The following is a 17,586-nucleotide window of genomic DNA, read 5'->3' as shown; positions in this document are numbered from 1 at the left end:
GATGACTGAAACTTTAAAAACACTTATAATGCTTGATGCTACTTACGTTGTTATTGCAATTATGACAGTACTAGTATTTGTATACTTGGAATTAAAATCTCAGTAATATATGCTGACGTAATCGACAGATTCAGCATTTAAATATAGTTAGAAGAAAGAGAGGAGAAAATTATTTCTCCTCTCTTTTGTATTTCTACAATTTCTTATTTTAATAAATCCAATGTATGTAAAAGTAATCCCTTGCCTCCTACTTCTCCATGACCAGGTACTACCGAATTTATATTTCCATATCGCTTCAGCACATTCTCAATCGATGTAGACCATTCATTTACATACGCATCCGCAACATTTCCTAAATCTTTAGCTTCCGCAGATTTTACTAAACAGCCTCCAGCTAAAATTTGATATTGTGGCAACCAAACAACAATATTATCTTCTGTATGTCCTTTCCCTGGATAGAACGTTTCTACTTTTGTATTGCCAAACTTCAAATTCGTAACTGTTTGTAAATCTCCAAGTGGCTCTTCATATCCACTTTTCTTTGCTAGTTCTGCGGTTAATGCTGTACTATGCGCTTTAATTCCTCTTTCTTTCAACGTTTTTATTCCGCCAATTCGATCGGCGTGCGCATGTGTAATAATGACATCCGTTACGCGCTTCTGAAATTTCTTTTCTACCATTTCTATTAGTTCCTTCGTTAATTTGTCATCCCAAGAAGAATCAACAAGCACTAGTCCTTTAGCAGTATTAAGAACTAGACCGTTCGAAGGAACTGCTTCTCCATTAAAATAACCTAACTCCGTATGAACCCATACATTCTTGTTTAACTGAGATATTGAAATGGCTCCCGTCTCATTTTTTATTACTGTTTTCTCTACCTTTTGTGATGCTTGTACAGAAGAAATTGTGCTAACAAATTGAATTGTTCCTAGTAAACCTACACATAATCCTACTTTTAACAACGTATTCTTTTTCATGTCATCAACCCTTTCTTTCAAGCTAAATAGTTATTACCTATATTAGACAATTTATCTCAAATGTTTGTTCCATATAATTGGACACTTTATAATCGCGGCTTATGTAAATGCACGCATGGTGCAGTGAAAAAGATCACCCAAATGGATGATCTTTTTTATAATTTATCAACATATTGCTTCGCTTCTAGTAAGGAAAAACCAAAAGCTTCTCTTACTCTCTTAACTGCTGTAACTTTTTTTCCTTCTTCTACAAGCTGGCGTAGTTCTTTATTAATTTCAGGTTCTCTTTCTACAATTCCCATTTCTTTCGTAATTAATTGTAATCTATCTTCAATTCTCTTTAAACGCGCATCATTTTTCTTTTCAATTGTAGCTAATTTTTCAGCGATATAAATGAAACCAAAGGCTAATATCAGTATAACCATCCAGAATTCCATAAATGTTCCCCTTTACTAACTTTCATTTGTTTTATTTCACTAACTTATGTAAATTTTACCACATGAAACATTTACTGTATAATGCCACTATATCAAACTGTTAATAAAACCTATTATTTTAGGGGGACACTTTATGAAAAGATTTTTAAATACGTTACTTCAATTTGTAGTTCTTTCAATCTTGCTACATTTATTATTTGATATAGTTGGTTGGCTTGTTTTCAATGCACCAATTAAAAACAAACAAATCATTATTTCTTTAATAACAATCTCATCGGTTATGTACATGTACCGAGACAAATCTTTTCAAAAGTTCACTTCAAACTAACAAAAAAAGAAAACACTTCATTGGTGAATGAAGAAGTGTTTTCTTTTTTTTACTACTGTATAATAAAAATAATATTCTGTCTTTAAAGAAAGGAGTCACCATGAACTTAAAAAGTAGCAATATATACGAGAAAATGAATCAATATTCCGTTGCAAGTTTAAGCCTCGCTGTTATACGTAATGGCAAACTAGATGAAGCGACTGCCTTTGGAACACTTGAAGCTGGAACAACTAGAGCTGTTACTACAAATTCTCTCTTTAATTCTTGTTCTATCAGCAAATTCATCACTACAATGCTCGTACTAACATTATCAGAGCATGGTATCGTGCATTTAGATGAAGACGTAAATGATAAACTCACATCTTGGAACATTCCTACTAATCTATTTACTTCACAAAAAAGCATCACTTTGAGAAACTTATTAAGCCATCAATCTGGACTCATTGATCCACCTAATAGTTTTGAACATTATACACCTGCAAAAGGATTACCTAATATGTCTGAGCTCCTTTCTGGTAAAACACTATATTGTCCCGTACCTATAGAGGTAACTTATAAACCAGAAAGTGGATTTCACTACTCAGACGCAAGCTTTTGTATAACCGAACTACTACTTGAAGATATTACAGGAAGATTATTTAGTCAGTTATTAGAAGAACACATCTTCCAGCCACTACAAATGAAAAACAGTACACTTTTCTCTCCACAAGACATAGATAAAACCGACGTTTTTGCTTGCGGACATAATAAAGATAGAACTGTAACAAATGAGAAGTATCCATTTTATCCATTTGCAGCTGCTTCAGGTATTTGGACAACACCAACTGACTTATCAGCTTTAGTTATTGAAATCATTCATTCCTTACAAGGAAAGGGCAAACTAAAACTTTCTCAAAAATTAGTAATAGACATGATTTCTTCTCAAGGTTGCTCAAAATGGACTGGATTAGGTGTTTTTCTAGATGATTCAAATGAAGACTTACAAATATATTCACTTGGATGGGGCGTTGGATTTCAATGTATGATGGTTTGTTATCCATACTGCGGGAATGGTGCTGTTATTATGACTAATTCCGATTTAGGTGTTCATCAAATGGAAGGGATCATTGGTGAGGTTGTAAAAACGTTATCCTTATAATGAAAATAAAGAAGCTGTTCCTTCCAGCTTCTTTATTTATATAACATTTTTCGCAACAATTTTTATATGTTCTGGTGCGATAATCTCCGTTATACTTTCTTGGAAATCTTCCCGCAACATTTCTTCCAAATGTTCTAACTGCACTTCAACATGTGTGCATTCTAAATTATGTATATTTAATAGTGCATAATGATCTTTTTTCTTAATTACTAAATATTGATTTTCCTCTGTCACAAGCACAGAACCTAATCGTACTCCTAGTAAGCGTTGATCATCAAACTTCATAATTACTTCTCCTTCCCTCATATAAACAAAACTAAAATGAAAATAATTACATTTATGGAAAAACACGATTATTTAGACTATATCATAATTTACTAAAATAGAAATATCTTTTTCTGTTTTAATAAAAATCCCTATTTTTTCATATATTTCGATACAAAAAACTTTCTCAACATGAAATTTGAATTTTCAGTTTTTAATTCTATGAAAATCTATTATAATAAAGTTAATAAATGTTTGACCTCTCCTAATTCATGTACATATGGATGATCAGTAGTTATTGCTACTGATCTATTTTTTTGATTTCAGAAAGTACATACGCTGCATCCTTTCCTACACCACAAATAAGTGCGGAACCCCTTTGAGATTGCCATGGTAAACCGATATAATACAATCCTTTTACTGGACTGATTCCCTTTATATGATTAGGAAATCCTTTCTCATTCACTGCCTGTTCAATTTCAATCCAATTATAATTTTGTACAAAACCAGTTGACCATATAACGCTTTCTGCACTATAAGTATCACCATTCTGAAACATAATGTTATTTCCTGATGCACTTACTACTTTTTCTTGCAGTTTAATTGCTCCATTACGAATAAGTTTCTTACCTTCAAAACCGAAAATAGGGTCCTTTCTTTTCTGAAACCATCTTCCCCTCTTTGTATTCATTTCAGCGTACAATAAACCCACTTTTTCTAGCAGATTAAAAATACTTTTTCCAAAAAGTTGTAACGGTAAAAACGTTAAAGGATGACTAATAGACACCGTAACTTCATGAGTCTTTGCCAGTTCTACTGCAATTTGCATTCCTGAATTCCCACCACCTACTACTAGTACTTTTCCCTTAGGAATTTGTGATGGTGATTTATATTGTGATGAATGTATTTGCAAAATATGTGATGATAGATTTGCTGAAACTGAGGGAATAAATGGTTGCTGAAAACCACCTGATGCGATAATAACTTTTTTCGTTTGTAAAATTTCTGTAGGAGTATGTAATTCAAATATTTCTTTTTCTTTCTTTATTTTTAGAACTTCCGTTTGTAATTGTACCGGTAATTGAAAATGTCTGGCATATTCTTCTAAATAAGTTGCAATTTCATCTTTACATGGAAATTCATTTTTTTCACCTATTAACGTCATACCCGGCAAGCTACTGTAAGACCTTGGGGTAAAAAGCTGCAAAGAATCATATCGATTTCTCCATGAATCACCAACTTGTTTTCCTGCCTCAAGTAATAAAAAATTATACCCTTCTTGCTTCAAGTAATATCCCATTGTTAATCCAGCTTGACCCGCCCCAATAATAATTAGGTCTTTCATTCTAATCCCTCCTCTTCTTAAACATATGAATACTTGTTCATATATTCATACGTTTCCATAATCATAACATTTTCTTTTTATATGATTCAATATCTACTCAAAATAAAAAAGAGCAGTTCACTGCTCTATGAACTACTCTTCATTCCATTTCTACAATTTTTCCTCGTACAGTGTAATTCTATTTGAAAACGGATCAATTACAGTTAATTCAATTGTACCCCAAGGTGTTTTTTCTATATTCGGCTTCGAATAAGCATATTCTTTACTTAATAATATAGAATGATAATCCTTTACATCATCTATTTTGATTCGAATCGCACCACCTGGTGAGGCATCACCATGATGTTCTGATAAATGTATCACAGCATCCTGTAACGAAATTTGCAAATATAATGGCATATTTTCCTCATACCGATGTTCCCAATCCAGTTTAAATCCTAAAAAACCTAAGTAAAATAGTTTTGCTTTTTCAATATCAAAAATTCTAAATATAGGTGTTATCATTTATACTCTCCTCCTATTTATAAACATCCGCAGCCAATTCCCTCAAAACTTCTACATTTACTACTTCAAAACAACCATTGTTTTTCTTGATTATATTTTTATCACAAAAGAGATTCAAAGTACGTAATAAATGTCGATAACTCGTTCCTAACAATTCCGCTATTTCCGTTAAATTCCCACTAAACACAATTCTATTTTCATGCTGAACTGCTCGTTCCCCTGCTGCTAACATGTAACTCGCAAGTCTATTTTCAAGCGGATACAATAAATTAATTGTACTATTTTTTGAAAGTCGATTTAACTTATGTGCTAACGATCCACAAATACATCTTAAAAATTTCGCATCATGAAATAGCTGATTTCTCACTTTTCCTAATGGTAAACCAACACAATATGAATCTGCCATTACTTGTACATTTGAAGTAATCCTTTGGGAATGAATTAACTCCACATCTCCAAGTAACTGCAAACTATCATAAAAACACAGTAATACGGATTTCCCGTTACTTAATGTGTTAAACGCTTTCGCTTTTCCTTCAACAAAGAAATATAAATAATCTATCTCTTCATTTTCTCTACAAATAAACTCATTCTTTTTAAAAAATATAAGTTCCATATATGGCTTCATATCATGACTAAAAAATGAATCAATATTATTTTTCTTCATATACTCTGCTAATTTAATAGAATTACATACTTTCTTCATAGTTCCCCACCTTTACAACTCATCCCCATTGTAATCAAAATTTTCTTCTTCCACTATGACATATGTCATAGTAATACACAATTTCAGCATGATACAGTCATTACAAATATGAAATACAAAGGGGATATTACATTGTATAACTTTCTTTCTGTGTTTATTGGTGTGCTCATCGCCGTTATGCTTCCACTGAATGGGATTTTATCTGAGTTAATTGGCAAGTATACAGCAAGCGTGGTCATTCACCTTGTCGGTTTAATTGCAGTTATCTTCATTTTAATCATAAACAAAAATAAAATTCGTTTCGATAAAAGTATTCCACTTTTTTTATATGGCGCTGGAGCGATTGGAGTATTCACTGTTCTTTTTAACAATATAAGTTTCTCCGTCCTTGGTGCTTCTATTACGATCGCATTAAGTTTACTCGGTCAATCTATTGCTTCCATCGTTATTGATCATTTCGGCTTATTAGGAATGAAAGTTGCAAAGTTTGAAAAGAAAAAACTAATTGGATTATGTTTCATCTCTTCTGGAATTATAATCATGACAATTTATTAATGGGGGCAAGAAAATGTTATATATTACAATTGCTATTTTAGCTGGTGTTTCTATCGTCATTGCTAGAATTATTAACGCGAATTTAGCAAAGGAAATTGGAAACTGGGAAGGCACGTTTTTCAATTATATTACTGGATTATTTTTCTCTATGTTATTTTTAATTTTCAGTTCAGATTCATTGTATATCCCTATTCATAAATTGCAATCTATTCCTATCGCCGTATACTTAGGCGGATTAGTAGGCGTTATCGTTATTTCATTATCCAACTATATTACTCCTAAAATATCAGCCTTTTATTTAACATTACTCATCTTTATCGGACAATTATTTGCGGGGACTATTATTGATTTCTTCCTAACAAATGAACTCTCAATTGGTAAAGTTATCGGTGGCATTTTCGTATTAATTGGGCTCACTTACAATTTACTCATAGATCGCCCGATAAAAACTGTGAAGCATAACCAAGTTCAACTATAATACTTTACGCTTACCTATCATATATTAATAGAAAAGCTCTTCACACGAAGTAATAGAGAGGAGAAAATCTTATTAAAAAAATTATTTTATTGCTAGGTAGTGTATTGATTATTTGTGGAATTGTATGGTTTATAAACTCGGGAAAATCTATTCAAGATCTCTATACTGCAAATAAACCGAAAAAGAAAGCTACTATTATTTCAAGCTCGCGAGATCCAAATGAGCCTCCTGTTTTTTTAGGTAAACAGGAAATAAAAGATATACATGTCGAATCAATTAAAACAAAACAGGATATCTTTCTCACAAAAACAGATGAATTAAAAACATTTATTAACAGTATGAATACCGCAAAAAAAGGCAAATTAACATTGGATGAAGAAGGATCAGATTTAATAGATTGTGATATGTGGATTACTTTCGAGGATGGAACTTATAAAAAATATTTCATATGGATAGTTGATCATCACAGCAGCGAAGTGATGATTGCTCAGCAAGATACTCCTGATGATGTAAACCTTACGTACTATCAGTTAAACGAAGATAGTTCAAAAAAAGTTTATAATTTATTTAAAAAAATTATTTAAACGAAAAAGTCATGAGCACGCAAACTCATGACTTTTTGCACTATATATACTCAGGGAACACTCTACAACCCTTTTCCTGCTCTATATCATGACCAAAGAAAACAATTGGTTTCTCTTTCGCCACAACTCCTTTTAAACGTTTAATTGAAGATAAAGCTAATTCTGGATCAAATCCTGCGAACGGCACTTCATCTTCAAAATTCTCTTTCGTGTACGATGCATCAATCGTTAATAAAACTGAACCGGATTGCTCCGTCTCAATGAATAGCGACTGATGGCCTGGAGAATGACCTGGCGTATACAATAATTGAACACCTGGTACCACTTCATAATCCCCTTCAATAATTTTGTAGTTCAAATGCGGTAATATACATTCTTTCATATATTCTTCTCTATGAAGTGCTGCCTCATATTCCGTTCGCTGCACAATAATCGGTGTATTTGTAAAAACACCGTTTCCTCCTGCATGATCAAAATGTAAGTGAGAGCTAATAATATATAAAAGGTCGTCCGGCTCATACCCTACACGCTTTAATATATTCACGATCCTATCTTCTTCAGTCATTTTCGGTAAAATCTGCCCTTCAACAAATGTACCGTTAAAAAGCCCTTCATTATTAACTGCACTTTCTGGCATACCTGTATCTACTAAAATAGGACCTTCTTCTGTCTCCAAAAGATAACACCATACCGGCAAGTTTAATAATTTTCCCGGTGTTAACGTACTGTTAACAGACGAATGATCCAACATACAACGACCTGCTGAGATGAAATAAAGTTTCTTTACTGTCATTATGTATCCACCTTTACATTTAGTTTGAGATAAAGTAATACAGTAAAAAATTCTTCTTTTTAGAAATAAACTCCTTCTAGACTATCAGTACAGCTTACATAAAAATGAAACATTAACACCGATTAACGCTGAAAACTTAAAGAAAGTACATGCACTACTTGAAACCGGGCACACCATTGGGAAAATCGTATTAGAGAAATTTTAATCATGATAGTGACAGATAGTATGTAAAATTATATTAACGATTTTTCGAATATATCTATCATAACGTACAATATATCAACGATTTTTCAAATATATCTATCATAACGTACAATATATCAACGATTTTTCAAATATATCTATCACAAATCAAATTATATCGATTTATCGACAAATAACAACAATAAGAAAAGGCTGTTCCAGATGAACAGCCTTTTCTTTATTTACTTGAAATCTCTTTATTATTTTGAACGTCTAACGGAGCTCGCTTTCCTATTCCGAAAGCATAGAAACTAATTGTAACGATAGCTAAGAAAATAATACCTACAACTAATGAAATACGAGTATCATCGTTAAACCACATTCCGATTAATACCATAATTAAAAAGGCAATCGTTAAATAGTTTGTTACAGGAGCAAATGGCATTTTGAACGGATGATCTTTCATCTCTGCTCCCTTTTCTTTTCTAAAATTAATTTGACTAATTAAAATGACAAACCATGGTACCATACCAGGAAGTACACTCGCACTATATACATATACGAATAAGTTTTTCGGTGCGATGTAACTTAAAACAACACCAACCGCCAGACCGATAATTACGCCAACTGTACCAAATAAAGGTACACCATTTCCAGAAAGTTTCGTAAAATATTTCGGTGCTTGTCCATTTACACCTAACGTATAAAGCATACGACCAGCACTATAAATACCACTATTACAACCAGACATTGCTGCTGTAATAACAACAAAGTTAATAAGTCCAGCTGCTGCCGTAATACCAACCTTCGCAAAAGTTGCTACGAACGGACTACCAATTGTACTTAATTGATCCCACGGATACACAGTTACAATAACGAAAATAGCACCAATATAGAAAATTAAAATACGCCAAATTGTACTTTGAATCGCTCTTGTAAGTGTCTTCTTCGGATCCTTCGCTTCACCAGCAGTAATACCGATTAATTCCACACCTTGATATGCACCAACTACAAGTGATAAAGCAAAGAAGAATCCTGAAAAACCACCTGTAAAGAAACCGCCATTTGACCAAAGATTTGATATACCAATCGCTTCTCCGCCGTTACCAATTCCAAAGAAAATAAGTCCAAATCCCGCAATAATCATTAATAGAATCGTAACGATTTTTATCATCGCAAACCAAAATTCAAATTCACCAAATGACTTAACAGAAATTAAGTTAGCTGCACCAAGAATAACCATTGCAATTATACCTGGTATCCAAGCTGGTAAATCTGGGAACCAATATTGCATATACGCTCCAACCGCGATAATTTCTGACATCCCAACGATAACCCACTGGAACCAGTTACTCCACGCTGTCATATAACCAGCTAGTGGATGAATATACTTATGACCGAATGTCGCAAATGAGCCTGTACTTGGCTCCATATACAACATTTCTCCCATGGCACGCATGATGAAGAAGATGAAAATACCTGCAATTGCATAAGCAAGCATTACTGACGGACCTGTCCATTTAATTGTGCTGGCTGACCCCATAAACAAACCAACACCAATCGTTCCGCCTAAAGCAATCATTTGAATATGACGTGCTTCTAAACCTCTTTTCAATTCTTTGTTTGCCACTTCACTTCCCCCTCTTAGATGATTCATAGCCGCATTTTAACACAAGATGCTTTCCCCTAATTCCTTTCGGCCCTGAAAATGATGAAGCAAACGTCATTTTACACTAGCTTTAAAGCTATCCTAAAATCGTTTTGTGCTCCTAATAAAATTCTCAAAACCTTTCATCTTCCAATATTCTATAAATCTTAAAATTACTTACCTTATATTAATTCATTAATCTGAAAAATTCAATTATTTTTTCAATAAATTATTATACATAAGTCTGATTAATTTTTAACTAAATTAACAATAAAATACATCTATTCAATATGATTCCGGCATGTATATTATTACAATATAAATAACAGAGGAGAGCATTTCTTTCTCGGTTTCATATGTCAAATACTTCAACCTTTATAGTTGATAACGTAATTTCCCACACATTCGATTTATATACCAATGAGAAATTTAATATATTAATAAACTACTAACTTCTTTACCCCAGCCAAAATATAAAAGAGTCTCATTAAAAATGAGACCCTTTTACCATTTCATATTTAAATCATTTTTGAAGTTTGTTTACCTAGAATAAATACTTTAGTAAACACCATCATGATAACTACTATAGCCAGAAAATAAAGTGGCATCACCAGTAACGAGCCCGTATGCAGCTGACTCATCCCCAAAATTGTCATCGTTACAATTACATAGTATCCTAAGCTAAACAATGCTCCGGCTGTACCAATAACATCTTGAAAATCTACTAACGCTAAACTTAAACAGTTAGGTAACGCTACTCCAATCCCTAATAACAATATAAACATTGCTATTAAAAATACAACCATATATATTACATTCGGATTTGATCCAATAAACGTAATAACAGATAAAAGGATAGCTCCCCCTGTCATCACGAGACAACCGATATATATAATTTTCTCTGGTTTATAAGTAGCAAGTAAACGTTTTGAAATTTTCGCTCCAACAATAGAAGCAGATGCAACAACAATTCCTAGAAATCCATACATACTAGGCGATAATTGAAAGTATTCAATAAAGATAAACGGCGCTTCTGCATAATAGCTAAATAAAACACCATTTGCTCCTCCAATTAATAGCCCATATGTTACCACTTTCGGATTTGTAATTAGCCTCTTCAAGACTGAAAACACATTTATTTTATTCGTTACTGATCCCGTCTTTGTTTCGGGAAGAGAAACAAACGTATACAGAAAAATTCCGACACTCATAACTACTAAACTTAAAAATACTATTTTAAAACCAAACATTTGATCAAGAAAGCCCCCAATTAACGGTCCTATCGCTGGTGTAAAAGCAATGACTGCCGAGATTTGAGCGAACATAACATGCCGCTTATGCCCTTCTACACTTTCACGAAGAATCGTTTGTGTAACCACGGATCCTGCACTTGCTCCAAACGCTTGAATAAAACGACTTACCAATAAAACTTCAATGGAATTTGCAATATAGCATAAGAAACTCCCAGCGCCATATATGACAATTCCAAGTAACATCGCTCGGCGACGACCAATTATATCTGATAACCACCCAATAAAAAATACACCTAACGCAAATCCAGCAAAATACACACTAAGTGTTAACTGCACCTCATTATTACTTACATGTAACGCCTTTGAAATGTCCGGTAAAGACGGTGTGTAAATCGTTTCACTAATTTGCGGAAATGCAACAAGAATAATCATTAACAAAAGTGATGGTACTGAGACTTTTTTCATTTTTCATACCCTCCTATAACTTTGAAAATCTCAGAAATAAAAAGACTTTCCTTAGCTACGGAACAGGAGGGGCCATTATAGAAATCCGGTCATAAAACAACAAAGAAAACACCTCAATTACGTATGTTAATACTTATAGGAGGGTAATATTAACATTGATTTTTAAATATACTTTTTCAATTATATTACATATTGCGTTTCTTTTACTAGCGCTCGGCCTTGGAGGATTGTTAAAAAGATAACTTGATGCAGCCACCTTTTTATGAAATAATTAGAAATAGTTTGAATTCGTAAGTTTAATTATTAAACGATAGACTAGCATATTTTAATGTCACAAGCTTACAAACAGGAGGACTTTCGTAATGATTGAAATTTTAAGGACAGTAGTAAACTTTCTAATTTCTCTATTCTCAGGAGAATTACCAATTGTATATTATGTATGGATTATTAGCCTATTCCTAATTCAAATAACCCAATCTACTCTAAACTATAAACTCTTTAACAAGAAAGACAATTTGAGCACTTATATATTGGAAGGATTACTTGCTTTTATTATTTTATTGTTTGGAGGAATATTAGTATCTAAGTTACTTGCTTACATAATAGACGACCCTACTATTAGTATGACGAATTTAACACATTATTTTGTTTCTCTTATCATATTAACTATATTTGTCATAATAACCTGTGTTAAAGACCTTATAGAGACATCTATAAAGAATAAAAATATATCTCTTTTGAGCTTTTTAGTAATTTCCTTAATAACAAGTATACTCTTATTCAAGTTTTTATCACCTTTAATTGAAGGTTCTTTTTCTCTTTCTAAATCTTTTATCACCACTTTAATCATTCTTGTAACTATATCAATCCCTCTATTAATTTCCTTAGAGGATAAGTATGCAGACGAAAAGGAAACGGAAAATTTATAGTTTCTCATTTACATAAAAGAAAGAGGGAGCTCCCCTCTTTCTTTTAAATCATCCCTTTTAATATCAATCCTAAAACTGACATTATTATCGCACTAATAATAATTCGCAAAATCCAAGTTGTGTTTGTACTTATTTTTTCTAATTGCTTATTGATTGTTGCTATGTCTTTCTCATTAATAGTGGTACGCGTTTCTAAATTACGAATGTCTCTCATAATTTCTTTTTGCTCCGCCTTGAGACTATCAATTTTAGCGTAAACATCTTCCATTTATTCACACCCTCTGTTCATCTTAATAGAAAAATCTATATATATTATGAGACAACCCTCTTACCTGTGAATACATTCCGTATATCCGCATACCAAATTTTTGTACAATCTAATTGAATTACTCACATGTTTCCATTCTTCTATTTATAAATTAGCGCTGAGATACATTAAAATTAGAAAAGGAATCCCTTGTTTATTTAACAACAAACAAGGTGCAATCCACTATTCGGGAGCACCTACGATAATTTCTATTGTTTTCATATTTACAACTCCATATAATCAGTATGATTTTCTGAAGAAGCCACTTTTTGAACTGCTTAAAGTATACTAATATGAATACGAAATAGCTGTATTGATAAACTCTCTAGAACAATAAATATACTGGCTGAAACGGATCTATATCCAATATTTTTTCCAGTAACATGAATGGTTATTTCTGATAAATACGTTTGTATATCATTGTTTTCAAAAATTCCATCCTCAACCTTTACAATATCTGCTTCACAATCTACTTCTTTAAAAGTTTTCAATAATTTTGTTTCCAATAAACTACAATCAAAGCTCTCATCTTTTATTACGGCAAATTTAACCTTCATATCGATTTCCCCATTTTTAACAAACTAAAATCACTAAATCAATATAAATATATATTATTCTATTAAATAATTCAAAATATATGTTTCTTATAAACCATTACTAAATCCCAGTTCTAAGGCTTTATATAAAAAAGAAAACAAATAAAGTGAAACTTTAATCAGCCCTCACCAATCGGACTTTTACAAGATTAAAAAATTACTCTTTCAATTGCTAAACTAATTAATATATAATCCCTCTGTGCTCAGTAGTTCGAAATTTTTTTATTTTTAATTCATAGATTCTGAGAACTTTTTGCTTTAATATTAACAAGTCACTTCTTAAATTCTGTAATATTGGAAATAACTATATAGTGAAACAAATTAACTATTAGGAGTGCTATTGATGTTTGATATACTTCGTCTCTTAATTATTTTTTTCATTGCTATCTTTTTATTTTTCTCCATAATAATGGAGTTTAAAAAACCTCAAAAAAGTGTATTTTGGTTTTCAATTGAAGTCTTATCTCTTCTAGGGATTATAATGCTTTTTAAAGATTTTTTATCAAAAATATAACTTAATCCACGAATAATAACGTGTTTCAAATACAATACCTTTATCTTTTGAACGACCTTATCTCTTCTTAAAGATTCTTGTTTTTATCCTATTTCTTAACAAGATCTCTACCTTAAGTTGTCTTTTCTTTATAAAAAATAGCCCGCCTATTTCTGTAGGCGGACTATATCTTTATTACACCATACAAAAGTATAATTTCTTCTCCACTCAAACTTTATGTAATGATACAAATTCTAAATAAATTATTATCTTTTCTACATTCTTATTATTGATTTTTTGTTCATAAATTCGTAACACATATATATGAGTTATCATGCTAAAATTAGTTTATTCAATAGAAGTTATTCTTAATGAATCGATAATTTTTAATACCCTGTTTAAAGCCTCGCCCCCCTGCGAGGCTTTTTCCTATTTAACTAGAGTAATGGTTATCAACTGTTACTCCGCTGCTACGGATTCTACTTTTAGCTATTCAGCATCAGCACAAGTAAAATTCTTTCCCCCATCATTTGATTTACAAACTGTATTTATCGATTTTTCGGTTATTTTTTCACTTTCATTAGAAACTTGATCTAAATCCATTCGATATACTTGTTCCGGATTCTCTTTTGAATTCCCTTCAATCTGAATTGTCCGATCGAACATCTCAGCCGTGAAGCTACTAGATGTATTTATCATTTTCACTCCATTATTTTCACCTACATAGCGTTCAACTACTCTTTCGGCTTCTTTAAGTTGTTGAGATGTAGGATACGGTATAGATTCCGCTAAAATAACTACACCTACTAAATATGTAATATACAAACCACCTGCAATCAAGATAACTTTCTTTACTGTTTTATTAATCATGCTCTAACTCCCTTTTTTTATTTCGCTATTAAAATATATAATTTTCCTAATTTACATCAATTTCTTTTTAATACATAACATTCGTTTTACATTTTATAAAAAGCACCTCTCTTACTAATTTTCAATTTGATAATATCATTTTATTTATCGTTTTTCAATAAATAATTATTATTAAACGTTTTATTTTTACTGTTTTTATTTTTGATTCAATTTAAAAACAAGTGACTTATTTAAGTCCACTACATCATCAGCAAGTTTGAAAATTTGTTAATTACTAAAATAAAAAAGAGCAATTATATGTAAATCCCCCTCGTTATACCTATGTAGGTCAGTAGTTTAGCTTCAGCACTCACTCTATTCGAGAATACTTTACCAAATATTCAATCTAATGATAAAATTGACCAAATTAATATTTTCGCCCATCACTGTATCAAAAAGTACAATAAAGTGAGACTTTAATCAGTGGGGGTTCTGTTCCCCCCCACTGATTATTAGCCCTCACCTAATGTCTTTGCTTCCGCTGAATTTTGAGGTGAGGGTCTTACTGCCTGGCAAATAGCGGGATAAAGAAAAAATAGCACTCTCACGATTAAGTAAACGCGAGCTTTTTCTTCTATCTACTTACTATTTAAGGTTAATAGTTTAGTAACAAGATTTAAAAATTCGACTTAAATTCATTGATGAATGGAGAGGTTTATATGAAATTAAAAGACAAAGTGGCAATCATAACTGGTGGTGCAAGTGGAATTGGCGAATCTACTGTTCGTCTTTTTATCGAAGAAGGTGCAAAAGTAGTTATTGCTGACTTTTCTGAACGTGGAAAAGAACTATCAGATGAATTGAATGCACATGGATATAATACGTTATTTATTAAAACTGATGTAACAAAAGAGGCAGATATTAAACAGCTAATTCATGAGACAGTAAGTACATACGGTAAATTAGATATTATGTATGCCAATGCCGGCGTTGCTGATGATGCACCGGCAAACGAATTATCCTATGAAAAATGGAAAAGAACTATTGATATTAATTTGTCTGGGGTATTCCTTTCTGATAAATATTCGATTGAACAATTTCTTAAACAAGGTACAGGTGGTGTCATCGTTAACGCTGGTTCGATTCATAGTTTTGTTTCATTACCTACCCCAACAGCATACTCCTCTGCAAAAGGTGGTGTGAAACTATTAACTCAAAATTTATGTACTGCCTACGCTAAATATGGAATACGTATTAATGCGGTGTGCCCTGGTTATATTGACACCCCTTTACTGGGTAGTGTTAATCCTCAACAGAAAGAATATTTAGCTTCACTTCATCCGCAAGGCAGACTTGGAACACCAGAAGAAGTCGCTAAAGCTGTCTTATTTTTAGCAAGTGATGATGCTAGTTTTGTTAACGGTACAACACTTCTTGTTGATGGAGGCTATACTGCACGTTAATTTAAAAATTTTGAAGCACCCTAAAAAATGTATAGTCTTCAACAAGAAAAAGCGCCATCACAAGTGACGGCGCTTTTTCTATGTAAGAGCAACTAGAAGGTATCCTTCTAGCCTACTCCCATTTATAAGTCCAAAACTGTTCAAGTTGCAGCCATTTTAATGTTGCTGCATCTTTGTTTTTTATTTTTGCATGCGTGTCTTCAAGCATTGCTTCTGTTTGTGAACGGTGCGCACCTAATGCAGTTAATTTATGATCAAATACTTCACTAATGTTATTTACAACATCCGGTTCTCCTAATACTGCTTCACGATTTTTCGTAATCGCAACAGCATGAATAACTGGGCGCTCTTCTTTTGGCATACGTGATACAGCGCGAACGACAGCGCGGCCAAATGCATTATGATCTGGATGTACACCGTGCTCTGGATAAAATGTAATAATTCGAGATGGATTTACTTCTTGAATGATTGCTTCAATTTTGTCAGCAACGAAATCAACATCTTCAAATTCTAACGTTTTATCATGGAAGCCAAGCATTCTTAAATCTTTAATACCCATCGCTTCACAAGCATCTTTCAATTCTTTCTTACGGATATGTGGAATCGTTTCACGGTTAGCGAATACGTTCTTACCCATGTTACGTCCCATTTGTCCTAGAGTACCACATGCATATGTTACAGGTACTCCTTGATCTGTTAATAAGCGAATTGTTCCTCCCGCAGCATATGCTTCATCATCTGGATGCGGAAATACAACAAGTACATGTCTCTCCATAAGTTTCCCTCCTTCTTACTTAAATGGTGTTAAGCTTAACTCAAGTGCAACTGCTAGACGACCTAAATTATCATGTCCAGCTAATAATAAACGCTCTTGATCGTCTACTTCCCAGTGCGTAATACCTTCAGCATATACCCAACCGTGATCCATTTTCAGACCAACTCGGTATGGATTTGTTCCAGTTATCTTCCCGCGTTCAAAACGGATAATCGCATTTCGAATGAAAGCACCAACTGTCATCATCTTTTCATTTATGTGTGATGCATACGCTCCGTTTGTCGTTTCTAAATGAATATATACATCTTTATTTACAAAACGTTCAATTTCATTTTGAATAAGAGAACTATCTTTTACTATTTCCATCGGAATTCACCTCTTTAAACCATTTTACGCAAAAATAATGTAAATTGCTATCTCTATATTAGAGGACAACGCTCACTTTTCCTAATAATTTGCACTGTGTTTTTTATATTTTTTATATGATATGTAAAAAATACATTTTTTCCTTCACTT

General features: G+C 32.5%; 21 protein-coding genes. 7 read left to right on the top strand and 14 right to left on the bottom strand.

Features of this window, described 5'->3' with window-relative positions:
* Positions 1-203 precede the first annotated feature (203 nt).
* Positions 204-977, bottom strand: a complete 774-nt coding sequence (gene bla2 / locus DN404_RS06955) for a BcII family subclass B1 metallo-beta-lactamase (RefSeq protein WP_046392920.1) — start codon at positions 975-977, stop codon at positions 204-206.
* A gap of 155 nt (positions 978-1,132) precedes the next feature.
* Entirely contained in the window at positions 1,133-1,414 is a 282-nt protein-coding gene (locus DN404_RS06950) for a hypothetical protein (RefSeq protein ID WP_006929472.1), read from the bottom strand.
* Positions 1,415-1,547: 133 nt separating this feature from the next.
* Here DN404_RS06950 and DN404_RS06945 point away from each other — a divergent pair, with 133 nt between their 5' ends.
* Both DN404_RS06945 and DN404_RS06940 read left to right on the top strand, forming a co-directional pair.
* Complete coding sequence (locus DN404_RS06945; protein WP_000819654.1) at positions 1,548-1,742, top strand: hypothetical protein; 195 nt, start codon at positions 1,548-1,550, stop codon at positions 1,740-1,742.
* 100 nt (positions 1,743-1,842) lie between these two features.
* A complete protein-coding gene (locus DN404_RS06940; protein ID WP_113303174.1) occupies positions 1,843-2,880 on the top strand; it encodes a serine hydrolase domain-containing protein in 1,038 nt (345 codons plus the stop codon).
* A 36-nt stretch (positions 2,881-2,916) separates the two neighbouring features.
* Here the strand turns inward: DN404_RS06940 and DN404_RS06935 are convergent, their stop codons facing one another.
* The 4 genes from DN404_RS06935 to yeiL form a co-directional block, all read right to left on the bottom strand.
* Positions 2,917-3,165: a hypothetical protein gene (locus DN404_RS06935; RefSeq protein WP_000666948.1), complete on the bottom strand. Its 249-nt coding sequence runs from the start codon at positions 3,163-3,165 to the stop codon at positions 2,917-2,919.
* Between the two features lie 280 nt (positions 3,166-3,445).
* Entirely contained in the window at positions 3,446-4,489 is a 1,044-nt protein-coding gene (locus DN404_RS06930; RefSeq protein WP_149214888.1) for a flavin-containing monooxygenase, read from the bottom strand.
* A gap of 150 nt (positions 4,490-4,639) precedes the next feature.
* Positions 4,640-4,993, bottom strand: a complete 354-nt coding sequence (locus DN404_RS06925; protein WP_086388722.1) for a glyoxalase superfamily protein — start codon at positions 4,991-4,993, stop codon at positions 4,640-4,642.
* 13 nt (positions 4,994-5,006) lie between these two features.
* Complete coding sequence (yeiL, locus tag DN404_RS06920) at positions 5,007-5,699, bottom strand: transcriptional regulator YeiL (protein WP_074595571.1); 693 nt, start codon at positions 5,697-5,699, stop codon at positions 5,007-5,009.
* Between the two features lie 108 nt (positions 5,700-5,807).
* Here yeiL and DN404_RS06915 point away from each other — a divergent pair, with 108 nt between their 5' ends.
* From DN404_RS06915 to DN404_RS06905, 3 genes are all read left to right on the top strand, one after another.
* Positions 5,808-6,254 carry a DMT family transporter gene (locus tag DN404_RS06915; protein WP_140159212.1) on the top strand — a complete coding sequence of 149 codons (447 nt, stop codon included), beginning with the start codon at positions 5,808-5,810 and terminating at the stop codon, positions 6,252-6,254.
* 13 nt (positions 6,255-6,267) lie between these two features.
* Entirely contained in the window at positions 6,268-6,732 is a 465-nt protein-coding gene (locus DN404_RS06910) for a DMT family transporter (RefSeq protein WP_086388724.1), read from the top strand.
* Between the two features lie 89 nt (positions 6,733-6,821).
* Positions 6,822-7,316 (top strand): YhfM domain-containing protein, encoded by a 495-nt coding sequence (locus DN404_RS06905; protein ID WP_000901692.1) that lies wholly within the window; start codon positions 6,822-6,824, stop codon positions 7,314-7,316.
* Between the two features lie 40 nt (positions 7,317-7,356).
* Here the strand turns inward: DN404_RS06905 and aiiA are convergent, their stop codons facing one another.
* From aiiA to DN404_RS06890, 3 genes are all read right to left on the bottom strand, one after another.
* On the bottom strand, positions 7,357-8,109 hold the full coding sequence (gene aiiA, locus DN404_RS06900) for a quorum-quenching N-acyl homoserine lactonase AiiA (protein WP_000216602.1): 753 nt from the start codon (positions 8,107-8,109) through the stop codon (positions 7,357-7,359).
* A 421-nt stretch (positions 8,110-8,530) separates the two neighbouring features.
* A complete protein-coding gene (locus DN404_RS06895; RefSeq protein WP_001284404.1) occupies positions 8,531-9,922 on the bottom strand; it encodes an amino acid permease in 1,392 nt (463 codons plus the stop codon).
* 536 nt (positions 9,923-10,458) lie between these two features.
* Positions 10,459-11,658, bottom strand: a complete 1,200-nt coding sequence (locus DN404_RS06890) for a multidrug effflux MFS transporter (protein ID WP_006916449.1) — start codon at positions 11,656-11,658, stop codon at positions 10,459-10,461.
* Between the two features lie 362 nt (positions 11,659-12,020).
* Here DN404_RS06890 and DN404_RS06885 point away from each other — a divergent pair, with 362 nt between their 5' ends.
* A complete protein-coding gene (locus DN404_RS06885; RefSeq protein WP_149214887.1) occupies positions 12,021-12,587 on the top strand; it encodes a DUF5823 family protein in 567 nt (188 codons plus the stop codon).
* Positions 12,588-12,630: 43 nt separating this feature from the next.
* On the opposite strand, the gene DN404_RS06880 is transcribed toward DN404_RS06885, so the two are convergent.
* From DN404_RS06880 to DN404_RS06865, 3 genes are all read right to left on the bottom strand, one after another.
* Positions 12,631-12,855: a hemolysin XhlA family protein gene (locus DN404_RS06880; protein ID WP_000390462.1), complete on the bottom strand. Its 225-nt coding sequence runs from the start codon at positions 12,853-12,855 to the stop codon at positions 12,631-12,633.
* A gap of 317 nt (positions 12,856-13,172) precedes the next feature.
* Positions 13,173-13,451 (bottom strand): hypothetical protein, encoded by a 279-nt coding sequence (locus tag DN404_RS06875; protein ID WP_000865019.1) that lies wholly within the window; start codon positions 13,449-13,451, stop codon positions 13,173-13,175.
* Positions 13,452-14,472: 1,021 nt separating this feature from the next.
* On the bottom strand, positions 14,473-14,853 hold the full coding sequence (locus DN404_RS06865; protein ID WP_006925339.1) for a hypothetical protein: 381 nt from the start codon (positions 14,851-14,853) through the stop codon (positions 14,473-14,475).
* Positions 14,854-15,551: 698 nt separating this feature from the next.
* Here DN404_RS06865 and DN404_RS06860 point away from each other — a divergent pair.
* A complete protein-coding gene (locus tag DN404_RS06860) occupies positions 15,552-16,295 on the top strand; it encodes an SDR family NAD(P)-dependent oxidoreductase (protein WP_000768018.1) in 744 nt (247 codons plus the stop codon).
* A 112-nt stretch (positions 16,296-16,407) separates the two neighbouring features.
* Here DN404_RS06860 and bshB2 read toward each other — a convergent pair whose 3' ends face one another.
* Positions 16,408-17,070: a bacillithiol biosynthesis deacetylase BshB2 gene (gene bshB2 / locus DN404_RS06855; protein ID WP_000439483.1), complete on the bottom strand. Its 663-nt coding sequence runs from the start codon at positions 17,068-17,070 to the stop codon at positions 16,408-16,410.
* Positions 17,071-17,085: 15 nt separating this feature from the next.
* Positions 17,086-17,436 (bottom strand): YojF family protein, encoded by a 351-nt coding sequence (locus DN404_RS06850; RefSeq protein WP_000407045.1) that lies wholly within the window; start codon positions 17,434-17,436, stop codon positions 17,086-17,088.
* Between the last annotated feature and the right edge of the window lie 150 nt (positions 17,437-17,586).

This window comes from Bacillus sp. TE8-1, from assembly GCF_008368855.1.
Lineage (GTDB): Bacteria > Bacillota > Bacilli > Bacillales > Bacillaceae_G > Bacillus_A > Bacillus_A cereus.
This window is presented reverse-complemented; position numbering and strand designations above follow the sequence as displayed.